Genomic DNA, 14298 nt, shown 5'->3' with positions numbered 1-14298 from the left:
ATCTCTCAAGGACGGCCATGTCTGACCACTTCACCCGACGCAGCCTGATACGCGGCATCACCGCGGCGACCGCCGTCGCCACCCTCGCCACCGGGCTCGCCGCCTGCGGTGGGGACAGCGACGCCGCCACCACCACGAAGGACAGCGCCGGCACGGTCACCGTCGGCCAGTTCTCCAACGGCGCCGCCAAGGAGACCGCTCTCAAGGTCGCCGAGGTCAAGTCCATCAGCGCCGAACTGCCCGACGCCGTCAGAAAGAGCGGCAAGCTCGTCATCGGCTCCGGCACCCTGCCCTCCGGCTCCCCGCCGCTGGGCTTCGTGGGCAGCGACCAGAAGACCCTCACCGGCTCCGAGACCGACCTGGCCCGGCTGGTCGCCGGCGTCCTCGGCCTGGAGCCCGAGGTCAAGCGGTTCACCTGGGAGAACCTCTTCGTCGGCATCGACAGCGGCAAGGTGAACGTCGGCTTCTCCAACATCACCGACACCGAGGAGCGCAAGAAGAAGTACGAGTTCGCCTCCTACCGCAAGGACGACCTCGCCTTCGAGACGCTCAAGACCTCGAAGTGGAGCTTCGACGGCGACTACGAGGTCCTCGCGGGCAAGACCGTCTCGGTCGGCGCCGGCACCAACCAGGAGCGCATCCTCCTGGACTGGAAGACCAAGCTGGAGAAGGAGGGCAAGAAGCTGACCGTCAAGTACTTCCAGGACAGCCCCAGCATCTATCTCGCCCTCAACAGCGGCAAGATCGACGCCTACCTGGGCCCGAGCCCCAACCTCTCCTACCACGTCACCCAGACCGCGAGCACGCCCAACGCGACCAAGATCGCGGGCCAGTACTCCGGTGCCGGAGCGTCCCTCCAGGGCCTCATCGCCGCGACCGCCAAGAAGGACAGCGGCCTCGCCAAGCCCCTCGCCGACGCGATCAACTACTTGATCGACAACGGCCAGTACGCCAAGTGGCTCGCCGCGTGGAACCTCTCCAACGACGCCGTCTCCAAGTCGGAGGTCAACCCGCCCGGGCTGCCGCTCACCAACTCCTGAGGCCTGTTCCCCAAGCCTCACCCACCCGCACGCCCATCACCGCAGGACCTCAGGAAGGGACTCCGCCTCCGTGACCCGGCAGACCGAACTCCGCGGCGGCGGAGCCTCCTTGAGACCCGCGGCGCATGAGCCCTCCGTCCTCGACAACGCCGTATGGGCCGCCCTCGACGGCCCGCACGCCCACCTCGCCGAACGCGTCGGCCGCGCCGCCCGCTACCCGGACGACGTCTACGCCTTCGCCGCCCTCGCCGACCCCGCCGATCCGGCCGCCTGGACCGACCTGCACACCCTCGTGGGTCCCGGAACCACCGTACGGATCAAGCCCGTTGAGGAAGTCCCCGCGGGTTGGGAGATCGTCGGCGGGGGAGTGGGCGTCCAACTCGTCGCCACCGCCCTGCGATCCGAACCCGCCCCCGAGGCGGTACGGCTCGGACCCGACGACGTGCCCGAGATCCTGGACCTGGTCGCCCGCACCAGACCCGGCCCCTTCCTCAGGCGGACCATCGCCCTCGGCACCTACCTCGGCATCCGGGACCGGGGACGCCTGATCGCCCTGGCCGGCGAGCGGCTGCGCCCACCCGGCTGGACCGAGATCAGCGCGGTCTGCACCGACCCGGCGTATCGCGGCCGGGGCCTGGCCACCCGCCTGGTCCGCGCGGTCGCCGCCGGTATCAGGGAGCGCGGCGACACCCCGTTCCTGCACGCCGCCGCCGACAACACCGACGCGATCCGGCTCTACGAGTCCATCGGCTTCACCCTGCGCCGCCGCTCACCCATCCTCCTGGTCCGCAGTCCGGGAACATCCCGCGGGGCGGCGAGGTTGTGACTCCCGACGAGATCCGCCGGGCGCCGTCGCGCGCCCCGAAGGAGGAGGTGACGGGCGTGATCCGCACACTCCGCTCCGCCCACCTCCACTCCCGGCCGCACATCGATCTCCAGCGCGTGGCCACCGCGCTCTGTTGTTCCTGACCCGTTCTCCGCCCTGGCTGCCGCGCCCCTTCGTGGGCCGGCGCTCCCGTACGGATCTCCAGGAAGGCACCCACCCGTGTCCCCTTCTTCTCTGCATCTCGCCGTCGCCCTGGACGGCACCGGCTGGCACCCCGCCTCCTGGCGTGAGCCGGTGGCCCGACCGCGTGACCTGCTCACCGCCGGATACTGGGCCGACCTGGTCGCCGAGGCCGAGCGCGGCCTGCTCGACTTCGTGACCATCGAGGACGGCCTTGGCCCGCAGTCCTCCCGGCCCCTCGACCCGGACGAGCGCACCGACCAGGTCCGCGGCCGACTCGACGCCGTACTCATCGCCTCCCGGATCGCCCCGCTCACCCGGCACATCGGCCTGGTCCCGACCGCGGTGGTCACCCACACGGAGCCCTTCCACCTCTCCAAGGCCATCGCGACCCTCGACTACGTCAGCACCGGCCGGGCGGGCCTGCGCGTCCAGATCAGCGCCCGCCCCGACGAGGCCGCGCACTTCGGCCGTCGCACCATCGACCCGATCGAGAGCTACGACAGCCCGGTGGTCACCGACCTCTTCGACGAGGCCGCCGACTACGTGGAGGCCGTGCGCCGACTCTGGGACAGCTGGGAGGACGACGCCGAGATCCGCGACGCCGCCACCGGCCGCTTCGTCGACCGGGACAAGCTGCACTACATCGACTTCGAGGGCCGGCACTTCAGCGTCAAGGGCCCCTCCATCACGCCCCGCCCGCCGCAGGGCCAGCCCCTCGTCACCGCGCTCGGCCACCAGACCGTGCCGTACCGGCTCATCGCCCGCCAGGCCGACGTCGGCTACATCACCCCGCACGACACCGACCAGGCCCGCGCGATCGTCGCCGAGATCCGTGCCGAGCAGGAGACGGCCGGCCGCTCCGGTGAACTCCTCCACATCTTCGGCGACTTGGTCGTCTACCTCGACGGCGACCCCGCCGAGGCCGCCGCCCGCCGGGACCGGCTCGACGCCCTCGCGGGGGAGCCGTACCGGAGCGACGCCCGGATCTTCACCGGCACCCCGGCCCAACTCGCGGACCTGCTCGCCGAGTTCCAGGCGGCCGGGCTGACCGGCTTCCGCCTTCGGCCCGCCGTCCTCGGCCACGACCTCCCGGCCATCACTCGCGGCCTGGTCCCCGAACTCCAGCGCCGGGGCGCCTTTCGCACCGCCTACGAGGCCGACACCCTGCGCGGACTGCTGGGCCTCGCCCGCCCCGCCAACCGCTACGCCGCCGCCTGAGCCGGAAGGATCCCCGCACCCATGAGCAAGCCCCTGAAGCAGATCCACCTGGCCGCCCACTTCCCCGGCGTCAACAACACCACCGTGTGGAGCGACCCCGAGGCCGGCAGCCACATCGAGTTCAGCTCCTTCGCGCACTTCGCGCGGACCGCCGAACGCGCCAAGTTCGACTTCCTGTTCCTCGCCGAGGGCCTGCGCCTGCGCGAACAGGGCGGCAAGATCTACGACCTGGACGTGGTCGGCCGCCCCGACACCTTCACGATCCTCGCCGCGCTCGCCGCCGTCACCGAGCACCTGGGCCTCACCGGCACGATCAACTCCACCTTCAACGAGCCCTACGAGGTGGCCCGCCAGTTCGCCAGCCTCGACCACCTCTCCGGCGGCCGCTCCGCGTGGAACGTCGTCACCTCCTGGGACGCCTTCACCGGCGAGAACTTCCGCCGCGGCGGCTTCCTGCCGCAGCAGGAGCGCTACTCCCGCGCCAAGGAGTTCCTCGCCACCACCCAGGAGCTCTTCGACTCCTGGCAGGGCGACGAGATCATCGCCGACCAGGCCTCCGGCGTGTTCCTGCGGGACGCGAAGGCGGGCTCCTTCGTCCACACCGGCCAACACTTCGACATCCAGGGGCAGTTCAACGTCCCGCGCTCCCCGCAGGGCCGCCCGGTCATCTTCCAGGCCGGCGACTCCGAGGAGGGCCGCGAGTTCGCCGCGTCCGGCGCCGACGCCATCTTCAGCCGGTACGCCACCCTCAAGGAGGGCCGGGCGTTCTACACCGACGTCAAGAACCGCCTCGCCAAGTACGGCCGCCGCCACGACCAGTTGCTCATCCTGCCCGCCGCCTCCTTCGCGCTCGCGGACACCGACGCCGAGGCCGAGGAGCTGGCCCGGCTCGTGCGACGCCAGCAGGTCAGCGGCGCGACCGCGCTGAAGCACCTGGAGTTCGTCTGGAACCGGGACCTGTCGTCGTACGACCCCGACGGGCCGCTCCCCGACGTCGACCCGGACGTCAGCGACCACCACATCTCCAAGGGCCGCGCCCAAGTCCGCATGTACCGCGACCCGTTGGCCACCGCCCGCGAGTGGCGTGAGCTGGCCGAGGCCAACAAGTGGTCCATCCGCGACCTGGTCATCAACACCGGCAACCGGCAGAACTTCATCGGCTCGCCCGAGACCGTCGCGCGCACGATCAACGAGTACGTGCAGGCCGACGCCAGCGACGGCTTCATCCTCGTCCCGCACATCACCCCGACCGGCCTCGACACCTTCGCCGACAAGGTCGTCCCGCTCCTCCAGGAACAGGGCGTCTTCCGTACCGAGTACGAGGGCCCGACCCTGCGCCACCAGCTCGGCCTCGCGCACCCCGACGACGTGCGGGGCGAGCAGCGGGCGGCGTCGTGAAGTTCCTCGCGATCACACTGATCGTGCACCGGCCCGATCCGGTCACGGGCGTGCTGAAGCCGACCCACGACCGGTTCCGTGAGGTGCTCGACAACGCGGTGCTCGCCGAGGAGCTGGGCTTCGACGGCTTCGGCGTGGGGGAGCGGCACGAGCGGCCGTTCCTCTCCTCCTCGCCGACCGTCGTCCTCAGCCACATCGCCGCGCTGACCCGGCGGATCCGGCTGTTCACCGCGGTGACCACGCTGAGCCTGCTCGACCCGGTGCGCGCGTACGAGGACTACGCCACCCTCGACCACCTCTCCGAGGGCCGCCTGGACCTCATCATCGGCAAGGGCAACGGCTCCGCCCAGCGCGAGCTGTTCCAGGTCACCCCCGAGGACCAGTGGGACCGCAACGCCGAGAGCTACGAGGTGTTCCGGCGGCTCTGGCGCCAGGACAAGGTCACCGCCGAGACCCGCTTCCGGCCCCCGCTGAAGGACGCCGAGGCGTGGCCATGGCCGTACCAGCGCCCGGTCCGCGTCTGGCACGGCAGCGCCACCAGCAAGGAGTCGGTGGACCTCGCCGCCCGCTACGGCGACCCGCTGTTCTCGGCGAACGTCACCAACCCCATAGAGCCGTATGCCGAGTTGATCCGCCACTACCGCGAGCGCTGGGAGCACTACGGCCACGACCCGGCCGACATCGCCGTCGGCGCGGGCACGGCCGGGCTCCTGGTGACCCGCACCTCGCAGGAAGCGCTCGACGCGTACCGCCCGCTCTTCGAGGCCAACCTCGCCTTCTACGAGCAGGCGGGCCTCCCCGTCGTCTTCGAGACCCTGGAGGACTTCGTCGAACGCAGCTCCGCACTCATCGGCAGCCCGCAGCAGATCATCGACAAAGTGCACCGCTATCACGAGCAGTTCGGGCACACCGTCCTCCATCTCCACGCGGACGCAAGCGGGCTGACGGACACTCAGCACCGGGACTCGCTGGAGCTGTTCCAGTCCGAGGTCGCCCCCGTACTGCGCCGGGACATCCCGGACCCGCCGTTCGCCTGGGGACCGGTCCACGCCGAGGAGCCGGCCCATGCCTGAGATCCCCCTCGGCGTCCTCGATCTGGTGCCGATCCCGTCCGGGTCCACCGCCGTCGACGCCCTGCGCAACTCCATCGACCTCGCCCAGCGGGCCGAGCGCTTCGGCTATGCCCGCTACTGGTTCGCCGAGCACCACCTCAACCCGGGCGTCGCGGGCACGTCCCCCGCGGTCGTCCTCGCGCTCACCGCCTCCGCCACGACCACCATCCGCCTCGGCTCCGGCGCCGTACAGCTGGGCCACCGCACCGCGCTCAGCACGGTCGAGGAGTTCGGGCTCCTCGACGCCCTGCACCCCGGCCGCCTCGACCTGGGCCTCGGCCGTTCCGGCGGCCGTCCGCCGGGCGCGCCCAGAACCCCGCTGCCGTCGACCGTGGTCGACGACCGCGCCCCGAACGGCCTCCTCGTCCCGCCCCGCTTCTCCTTCGCGTATCTCCTCGGCTCACCCCGCATCGCCCTCCAGCGCAAGCTGCTCCTGCTGCCTGGCGCCGAGTCGCAGGACTACGCCGAGCAGATCGACGACGTCCTCGCCCTCCTCGCCGGCACCTACCGCTCCCCGGAGGGCATCGAGGCACATGTGGTGCCCGGCGAAGGGGCCGAGGTCGAGGTGTGGATCCTCGGCAGCAGCGGCGGGGAGAGCGCCGAGGCCGCGGGCGCCCGCGGCCTGCGCTTCGCGGCGAACTACCACGTCAGCCCCGGTACGGTCCTGGAGGCCACCGAGGGCTACCGGGCCGCCTTCCAGCCCTCCGAAATCCTCGACAAGCCGTACGTCAGTGTCTCCGCCGACGTCGTCGTGGCCGAGGACGACAACACCGCCCGCGAACTCGCCACCGGCTACGGCGCCTGGGTGCGCAGCATCCGCACCGCCGAGGGCGCCATCGCGTTCCCGACCCCCGAGGAGGCCCGCGCCCACGCCTGGACCGACGAGGACCGAGCGCTCGTCCAGGACCGCCTCGACACCCAGTTCGTCGGCTCCCCCGCCCGGGTCGCCGACCGCCTGGAACAACTCCAGGAAGCCACGGACGCCGACGAGTTGCTCATCACCACCATCACCCACGACCACCAGGACCGGGTCCGCTCCTACGAACTCCTCGCCGAGGAATGGCGGAGACGGGGTCACTCGTCCCAGTCGAGCTGATGCTCGGGCGTCCCCACCGCCCGCCCGTACGCCACCGCTTCGGCACGGCCCACCGCGTCCCCGCGCCGATACCGGAACACCTTCCCGGCGAAGACCACCACCCGCTCGTCCCCGGCGAAGAAGTCGGCGTACCAACCGAGTTCGGGTGCGAGTACCCCGGCGAGGGCGTCCGCCAGCACGCCGACGTCCTCACCGTCGTACTCCCACTCGACGAGCGTCCACACACCCGGCTGCCCCTCGGCGGCACTCTCGATCCCCACTCTGCCGACCTTCCGCAACCGCAACCCGCCGGGCTCGAACACCGCGCCGGTCCTGAGGCTCTCGCCGATGACGTATCCACTGATCACGTGCCGTCTCCCTGCCGATCGGGGGCTGTGCGGGTGACGCTACGGTCGTATGGCTGACATCCTCTGTCAGCCATACGACGACGAGGTGATCCTCCGATGCGAGCGGACCGGCTGCTGTCCCTGCTGCTGTGCCTCCAGTCCCGCGGCCAGATGACGGCCCGTCAACTCGCGGCGGAGCTGGAGGTGTCGGTCCGTACCGTCTACCGGGACCTGGACGCGCTGAGCGCGGCCGGAGTGCCGGTGACGGCGAGCGGGGGCCCGGGCGGCGGCTGCCGTCTCATGGAGGGCTGGCGGAGTCCGCTGGTCGGCATCAGCGCGGAGGAAGCGACGGCGCTGCTCGCGGTCGCCTCGGGCAGTGGCCCCCTCGAACGGATCGCCCTGGGCGACGCTCTGACCCAGGCCCGCCTCAAGCTCCTCGCCTCCCTGCCGCCGACGAGCCGCGACCGGGTCCACACCACGGCGAGCCGCTTCCACATCGACACCCAGGCCTGGTTCAGGCCGCCGGAGCCGGTCCCGCACCTCGCCGTGCTGGTGGACGCTGTACGCCAGGACAGGCGGCTGCGCCTGGGACACGCGAGCCGGCCCGGCGCGACCAAGGACGTGGACCCGCTGGGCCTCGTCGCGAAGGCGGGCGTCTGGTATCTGGTCGTCCGCACCGACCGCGGCGTCCGGACCCACCGCGCGTCACGCATCACCGAGGCCGAACTCCTCCCGGCCTCCTTCACCCGTCCCGCCGACTTCGACCTGCCGGCCCACTGGGCCCGGTGGACCGCCGAGTTCGAGGCGACTCTGGATCAACTGCCGGTCACCGTAAGCCTGACGGCCTCCGGCCTGGCCGCGCTCCCTGAGGTGCTCGGCGAATCGGACTCCGGCCCTCGCGCGACCCCTGACCCGGACCGGCCCGGACGGCACCGCCTCACCCTCCACTTCGACAACCCGCGCGCGGCGTGCAGACGGCTGCTGGGCTTCGGGCCGGACGTGGAGGTGCTCGAACCGGCCGACGTCAGAGCGGAGTTGATCGAGACGGCCCGTCGCACGATCGCCGCCTACGGCCGGTCCGGACATGCGGCGTGGCCAGCGCTCGCCTCCCTCCCCCGAAGGTGACGAGCGCCGGCCATTCCCCCGGCGCCGGACAGTGGTCCAGCCTCGCCCGTGTGCGGCCCGTAGGTGCTGTCACCAGCACATGACCGCGGTTTCCCCCGAACCCCACGCGGAGTACAGGCGCACACGGACGAAGTAGCGGCGGCCTTTCACGAGACGGGCCCTGATCGTTGCGTTGTGCGGGGTGCCTCCGTCGTCGAGGCCGGAGAGGTAGCGGGGTTCCCCGTCCCGCTCCTCGAAGACCACGACGACGGTGTCGCTGTCGCCGAAGGTGCCCACGGTGTAGTCACGGGTCTCCGGCGGTTCCACGGTGAAGTCGGCCTGCTCGCCCGGGCCGAGCCCGAGCGGAGCGGACCGGAACGGCACCAGCGCGGGCGGCCGGACCGGTTCGGTCGGCGGGTACCAGCGCAGGACGTACTCCTTGTCGGCGGCCGACAGGGTGCCGGGCGGATTGAGGCCCGCGTGGAACTGCTCCGGCTCCAGGATCAGCCCCGCCTCGAAGGGATACTCCATGATCGACTGGGGGTCCCAGACGGAGCCGTTGACCTCGTCCGGTGCCAGCTTGCGCAGGATGTTGAAGAACGTCCGGTCCCGGCTCCAGAAGTTCGGCGGGCCCGCCAGATCGGCGTACACGGCCTCGTCGTCCCAGTGGATCCCGGCGAACGGGCTCTGGTGCTCGTGCAGCATGCCCAGCGCGTGCCCGATCTCGTGCAGGGCCGTCCCGCGCTCCCCGGGCGCGGTCAGGTCCCAGCCGAAGTTCATGGTGCGCTCGGCCAGACCGAACTGGAGGGCGTCCCTGCCCACCGCCGACCAGGAGCCGTCGCCGAGCTGGAACCCGATGCGCAGCTCGGCCTCCGAGCGGTCGCCGACCTCGGTGAACGTCACGCCGATCCCGAGGTCCCGCCACTCCTTGAAGCACCCGCGCACCACGTCCCGCTGCTCCTCGCCGCCGACCCACGACACCCGCCGGGACTGTCCGGACCCCGGTACGGGGATGACGGACCCGTCGGTGTCGCCGTCGAAGAAGCAGTAGTGCAGGACCGTGCCGTTGACCCACATCCGGCTGCCGCCGATGAGCGCACTCAGCCGCTCGGCGGCCAGTCCCGGGGCGAACGCCGGGGCCGGCTGCTGCGCGAGGGAGCAGTAGCGTGCGGTCATGGGGTTCAGCGTGCCGCCGGGCGCTCCGGGGCGCCTGAGTCGGGGGCTACTCAAGTCCTCCTGTATCAGGACTGAGTAGCGGTGCTCTTGCTTCCGTGACGACTTTCGAACGGGACGCGAAGACGCTGGAACTGCCCTGGCCCTTCACCGGCCGGGAGGCCGAACTCGAGCTGATCCGCCGGTCCGTGGCGGCCGGACGGTCCGGCATCGTGGTGACCGGTCCGGCGGGCCGGGGCAAGACACGGCTCGCCACGGAGGCCGTGCGCGGCACCGAGTGCGCCCGGGTCGCGGGCACCCCCGAGACCCGGCAGCTCGCCTTCGCCGCCTTCGCGCACCTCCTCCCCGAGACCGTCTCCCTGCATCGCGCGGTCCAACAGCTCTCCGGCGTACGGCTGTTGCTCGTCGACGACGCCCATCTGCTCGACGACGCCTCGGCCGCGCTGGTCCACCAGCTCGCCGTGCACGGCCGTACCCGCCTCCTGGTCGTCACCACCGACGGCGAGCGGACGCCCGGCGCGATCTCCCGCCTGTGGACCGGTGAGCTGCTGCCGCGCCTCGCCCTGGAGCCGCTGACCCGCGAGGAGACCGCACAGCTGCTCGCGGCGGGCGCCGACGGTCCGGAGGCCCTGACCGTGAACCGGCTGTACCGCCTGTGCCGGGGCGATCTGCGCCTGCTGCGCGAACTGGTGGGCGCCGTGCGTGACGCGGGGCTGCGCACCGGCGGCCCGGGCGAGTGGGCGTGGCGGGGCCCGGTGCCGGTCACCCCGACCGTGCGCGAGCGGACCGCCCACCTCCTCGACCGCACCGCCCCCGGCGAGCGCGAGACCCTGGAGCGCCTGGCCTTCGGCGAGCCCCTCGCCGTACCGGCCGACACCCTCGACCTGCGCGTCCTGGAAGACCTGGAGACCGAGGGCCTGGTCCACGTCGACGACCACGGCACCGCCCGCCTCGCCGACCCCCTCCACGGCCCCGTTCTCCGCTCCGCCGCCGGACGCCTGCGATCCCGCCGCCTGTCCCGCACCCCGGCCGCCCGCACCACCGCGCTGGAGTCGGAGACGGCCGCCCTCATCCGCGCCATGGAGCAGGCAGACGTACGTGACCTCCCGGCCCCGGTGGGGGAGTGGCTCCTGGACGAGGGCACCGGCCTCCCGCCCCACCACGCCGCCGTACGCGCCCGCTTCGCCCGCCTCCGCGGCGAACTGCGCGAGGCCGCGGCCTGGGCGAGGGAAGGACTGCGCACCACCCCCGACGACACGCCCTGCCGCCTCGAACTCGCCCTGGCGGTGGCCCAGTCGGACGGTCCCGAGGCCGTGCCGGACCTCGCCGACACACCCGTCGGCTCCGGTGACGGCCGACGTACGGCAACTGCCGCCGACGTCAAGCCACGTGGAACCTCCGAACCCTCGGGTGACCACCGAGTCACCCACTCCGGGCCCGGTGCCACGACCAACTCGCGGGAGATCGCGGGAGGTTCGGCGGCCGCCTGGTCGGCCGCCGCCCGCGGTGACCTCGACACGGCGCTCGACCTGGTCACCGACGAGCCGTACGACGCCGTACGGCTCGGCGTGCCGGACCGGGCCGCCGGACGGCTCAGCGGGGTCTTCGCCGAGCACGCCGAGGCGCTGGCGGACGGGGACGGGCCCGCCCTGGACCGCGCGGCGCGCTCGCTGGAGCAGCGCGGCTATCTGCTCTTCGCGGCCGAGGCGCACGCGCACGCCGTACGGGCACACCGCGACCCCAGCGCCGCCCGCACCTCACGCACCCGCGCCGTCGCCCTGGCCCGGCGCTGCCAGGGTGCCCGCACCCCGGCCCTGTCCGGCCTCGTCCTCGGCGAACTCACTGCCCGCCAGCGGCAGATCGTCACCCTCGCCGCCGCCGGGCTCAGCAACCGTCAGATCGCGGAGAAGCTCACCCTGTCGATCCGCACCGTCGGCAACCACCTCTACAGCGCGTACGCCCGCCTCGGCGCGAGCGACCGCGACGCGCTGCCCTGCCTGGTGGAACTGCCGGAGGCGCAGTCGGCCTGAGCCGAGCCGCACACCGGACCGGGGCGGTCTGACCCCCAGTATTCGGGGGAGGGGTCAGGCCGCTCCACCCGCATGCCCCGCCCCGCCGGATCCCTCGTCGGACGACCGGCTCCTCACGCCGCCCCGAACGCCGAGAACGCCCATCCCGTGGCCTGATGCACCGAGTCCCCCGGCAGCGCCGCCCGCGCGTCGCGCAACGCCTCCGCCATGGACGCGCCCCCGCTCAGCCCCTTGTGCAGCGCCAGCATCAGCGGCACCACGGCCTCGTCGTTGACCGGCGCGCTGCACGCCACCACCCCCGCCGTGCCCAGCGGGAGCAACGCCGTGACCAGGCCGAGCAGTTCGTCCGCGCCGACCGAGGCGAACCGGGCGGTGTCGCAGCAGGACAGGATGATCCGGTACGGACTGCGGTCCAGGCGCTCGAAGTCATGGACGATGAGCGGCCCGTCGGCCATCCGCAGCGAGGAGAACAGCGGACTGTCCGCACGGAACGTGCCGTGCGCGGCGATGTGCGCGAGCCCCGCCCCGTCCAGCTCCTCCAACACCCGCTCCACGCGCGCGTCTTCGTGCTCCAGGACGGTCGCGGAGCCGTACCGCCCGGCGAGTTCGGGCACCTCGGCGCCCCCGGTCGCGAGCCCCGGTCCGCGTACGAGGACCTGACCGGCCCCCGGCGGCGCGACGGTGTCCCGGGCGCGCAGCCAGCTGCTCGACGAGGGCGACACGCTGAACACCCGCTCCCGCAGCGACGGCAGCAGCGCCCACGGCACCCGGTGCAGCCGCCCCGGCGGCACCACCACGACCGGCCCGGAACCCAGTTGCGCCGCGGCCGGTCCGAGCAGCAGCTCCTCCAGCCGCCGCCCCGCGGCCTCCACCACCGGGAGCCGCGCCTCGGCACCCGGGTGGGCCAGCCGACGCAGCCCGGCCTGCACATGCTCCGCCTCGCGCTCCGCGTCGGCGAGCAGCCCGGCCTCGTACCGCCGCACCCGCCCCTGCCCGCACAGCAGCACCTGAACACGCCCGTCGAGCACGGCCAGTTCGACCAGGCGTACGTCGTCCCCGAGCCGTTCCAGCAGCCGGCCCGGGTCGAAGCGGTCGCCGTCGCCCGGCGCGTCGCCTCGGATGTGGAGGGTGCGGGCGCGGATCTCCCGTTCCAGGCGCCGCTGTTCGCGCTCCAGCGTCGGCACCGGGCGGCCCTCCGTGCGGGCCAGTTCCGCGCGCGCCGCGATCTCCCGGAAGGCGGTGAGGTCGCTGAGCAGTTCCGGATCGGCCGGCGGACGGGTCGGCGGGGCGGACAGCACCGTGGCCCGCCAGCGCTCGCTCCACACCAGCAGCCGACGCGGCCCGCCCGAGGTGAGCGAGGCCCGCGCGGCGAGACCGGCGAGCTCCGCGCCCTGTGCGGTGGCCCGGGCCCGCAGTTCCGAGGCGCCCAGGGTCGTACGGTGGTCGTCGAGGACGTCCAGGCCCCGGCGGCAGGCCTCCAGGACCCGCCGGTCCGAGCCGTCCGCCCGCGCCCACAGCGCCCGCGCCGCCCAGCCCGTCATCCGCGCCAGCTGCGGCCCGCCGTGCCGGCTGCGGGCGGCCACCTCCAGATGCTTCCGGGCGTCCTCCCGCCAGCCCAGGTCGAGCGCGATCCGGCCCGCGAGGAGAGAGGCCTCGGGCGCGGCGGGCGCGCCGAAGGAGGCCAGCCGGTCGGCCACCGCCGCCGCGTCCGCGACCAGCCGCCCCGACCCGCGCCCCACGGCGACCCGCGCCTCGATCAGTACCAGCCGCGCATGCGTCTCCCACCACGAACGCCGCTGCCCGGCGAACAGCCGTACGGCCATGTCGGCGCGCGCGATCGCGGTGTGCGCGTCGCCCGCGAGCCGGGCCGCCCGCGCGGCGGCGAGCAGCAACTCCGCCTTGAGCGTGGACTGTCCGCCGATCCCGTCCAGCACCTTGATCGCCGCGTCCGCCTCCGCAAGCGCCTCCGGGGCGAGCCCCGCGGCCATCAGGACCTCGCAGCGCCGGATGTTGAGCATGAACGTCGGCGTGCCGAGCTTGGCGTACCGCTCCTTCGCCTCGTCGAGCAGCCGCAGCGCAGCCGGGATGTCCCCGGACCGGTACGCGGCCAGCCCCCGGCTCTCCACCGCGTCCGCCTTGTCGTGCTCCTGGCCTGTGGTCTCCCACAGGGCCTCGGCCGCGGTGAAGTCGGCGTCGGCGCGCTCCACCGCACCGAGCGCCAGATGCACGGTCGCCCGCAGGGTCAGCGCGCGTGCCGTCCAGATGACGTCATCGGCCTGGCGCAGCACGGGAATCGCCCGCCGTACGTCGTCCAGCGCCTCGCGGTGGTGTCCCAGAACCCAGGACGCGTAGGCCCGCCGGAACAGGATGCGCGCCCTGGTATGACCGCTGCTCACGGCGACACCCCGCTCCAGCGCCTCCAGGCCCTGCCGGGTGCGGCCCGCCTGGATCAGCGCCACGCCGAGCGCGGACACCACGTCCGCCTCCCGCTCCGGGGACTCCGCGCGCGCCGCCAGATCACGGGCCCGGCGCAGGTGGTGCACGGCGGTGCGGATGTCGCCCCAGTCCCGCTGCCACAGGCCGATCACCTGGTGGGCCACGGAGGCGGGCAGCGGTGAGGGGTCCGAGCCGAGCACTTCTTCTGCCCTCGCCAGCGCCTCGTTGGGGGCGGCGAACACCATCGGCAGCAATTCGAGCACGGAGTCGCTTCCCGCTGTCACCCCACGGATGGTAGTGGCCCAGGTGGCACACCACACCGGTTTGGCGCTGTATCAATCGACGGCCCCACCGCT

Annotated in this window: 12 protein-coding genes; 9 read left to right on the top strand and 3 right to left on the bottom strand. The window is 73.0% G+C overall.

Annotated elements, in window-relative coordinates; all coding sequences use genetic code 11:
* The first annotated feature begins 17 nt into the window (after positions 1 to 17).
* From G3I78_RS09200 to G3I78_RS09175, 7 genes are all read left to right on the top strand, one after another.
* On the top strand, positions 18 to 1040 hold the full coding sequence (locus G3I78_RS09200; RefSeq protein ID WP_164422339.1) for a transporter substrate-binding domain-containing protein: 1023 nt from the start codon (positions 18 to 20) through the stop codon (positions 1038 to 1040).
* A 70-nt stretch (positions 1041 to 1110) separates the two neighbouring features.
* A complete protein-coding gene (locus G3I78_RS09195) occupies positions 1111 to 1866 on the top strand; it encodes a GNAT family N-acetyltransferase (protein WP_164422338.1) in 756 nt (251 codons plus the stop codon).
* A complete protein-coding gene (locus tag G3I78_RS53150) occupies positions 1863 to 2009 on the top strand; it encodes a putative leader peptide (RefSeq protein ID WP_343243692.1) in 147 nt (48 codons plus the stop codon). The genes G3I78_RS09195 and G3I78_RS53150 overlap by 4 nt, the downstream gene beginning before the upstream one ends.
* A 76-nt stretch (positions 2010 to 2085) precedes the next feature.
* On the top strand, positions 2086 to 3267 hold the full coding sequence (locus G3I78_RS09190; RefSeq protein ID WP_164422337.1) for an LLM class flavin-dependent oxidoreductase: 1182 nt from the start codon (positions 2086 to 2088) through the stop codon (positions 3265 to 3267).
* A 21-nt stretch (positions 3268 to 3288) separates the two neighbouring features.
* A complete protein-coding gene (locus tag G3I78_RS09185) occupies positions 3289 to 4665 on the top strand; it encodes an NtaA/DmoA family FMN-dependent monooxygenase (protein ID WP_164422336.1) in 1377 nt (458 codons plus the stop codon).
* A complete protein-coding gene (locus G3I78_RS09180) occupies positions 4662 to 5738 on the top strand; it encodes an LLM class flavin-dependent oxidoreductase (protein ID WP_164422335.1) in 1077 nt (358 codons plus the stop codon). The genes G3I78_RS09185 and G3I78_RS09180 overlap by 4 nt, the downstream gene beginning before the upstream one ends.
* Positions 5731 to 6873: an LLM class flavin-dependent oxidoreductase gene (locus G3I78_RS09175; RefSeq protein ID WP_164422334.1), complete on the top strand. Its 1143-nt coding sequence runs from the start codon at positions 5731 to 5733 to the stop codon at positions 6871 to 6873. Before G3I78_RS09180 ends, G3I78_RS09175 begins: the two co-directional genes overlap by 8 nt.
* Here G3I78_RS09175 and G3I78_RS09170 read toward each other — a convergent pair.
* The gene (locus G3I78_RS09170; RefSeq protein ID WP_164422333.1) at positions 6852 to 7220 is read right to left on the bottom strand and encodes a hypothetical protein; all 369 of its coding nucleotides are present in this window, start codon (positions 7218 to 7220) and stop codon (positions 6852 to 6854) included. The two genes, G3I78_RS09175 and G3I78_RS09170, sit on opposite strands and share 22 nt — an antisense overlap.
* Positions 7221 to 7316: 96 nt before the next feature.
* On the opposite strand from G3I78_RS09170, the gene G3I78_RS09165 reads away from it, so the two are divergent.
* The gene (locus tag G3I78_RS09165) at positions 7317 to 8324 is read left to right on the top strand and encodes a YafY family protein (protein WP_164422332.1); all 1008 of its coding nucleotides are present in this window, start codon (positions 7317 to 7319) and stop codon (positions 8322 to 8324) included.
* Positions 8325 to 8393: 69 nt separating this feature from the next.
* Here the strand turns inward: G3I78_RS09165 and G3I78_RS09160 are convergent, their stop codons facing one another.
* Complete coding sequence (locus G3I78_RS09160) at positions 8394 to 9479, bottom strand: M12 family metallopeptidase (protein WP_164422331.1); 1086 nt, start codon at positions 9477 to 9479, stop codon at positions 8394 to 8396.
* Between the two features lie 95 nt (positions 9480 to 9574).
* On the opposite strand from G3I78_RS09160, the gene G3I78_RS09155 reads away from it, so the two are divergent.
* Entirely contained in the window at positions 9575 to 11506 is a 1932-nt protein-coding gene (locus G3I78_RS09155) for a LuxR C-terminal-related transcriptional regulator (protein WP_164422330.1), read from the top strand.
* A 113-nt stretch (positions 11507 to 11619) separates the two neighbouring features.
* On the opposite strand, the gene G3I78_RS09150 is transcribed toward G3I78_RS09155, so the two are convergent.
* Positions 11620 to 14187, bottom strand: a complete 2568-nt coding sequence (locus tag G3I78_RS09150) for a CHAT domain-containing tetratricopeptide repeat protein (RefSeq protein WP_164423059.1) — start codon at positions 14185 to 14187, stop codon at positions 11620 to 11622.
* Positions 14188 to 14298: the final 111 nt, after the last annotated feature.

The organism is Streptomyces sp. SID13726, assembly GCF_010548375.1.
Classification (GTDB): Bacteria; Actinomycetota; Actinomycetes; order Streptomycetales; family Streptomycetaceae; genus Streptomyces.
Note: the sequence above shows the minus strand (reverse complement) of the source record. Positions and strands in the feature narration are given on the sequence as shown.

Bases quoted from the DNA above. Each gene is read 5' to 3' on its own strand.
- G3I78_RS09185 (WP_164422336.1), top strand. From the start codon at position 3,289: ATGAGCAAGCCCCTGAAGCAGATCCACCTGGCCGCCCACTTCCCCGGC.
- G3I78_RS09200 (WP_164422339.1), top strand. From the start codon at position 18: ATGTCTGACCACTTCACCCGACGCAGCCTGATACGCGGCATCACCGCG.
- G3I78_RS09165 (WP_164422332.1), top strand. From the start codon at position 7,317: ATGCGAGCGGACCGGCTGCTGTCCCTGCTGCTGTGCCTCCAGTCCCGC.
- G3I78_RS09175 (WP_164422334.1), top strand. From the start codon at position 5,731: ATGCCTGAGATCCCCCTCGGCGTCCTCGATCTGGTGCCGATCCCGTCC.
- G3I78_RS09160 (WP_164422331.1), bottom strand. From the start codon at position 9,479: ATGACCGCACGCTACTGCTCCCTCGCGCAGCAGCCGGCCCCGGCGTTC.
- G3I78_RS09150 (WP_164423059.1), bottom strand. From the start codon at position 14,187: ATGGTGTTCGCCGCCCCCAACGAGGCGCTGGCGAGGGCAGAAGAAGTG.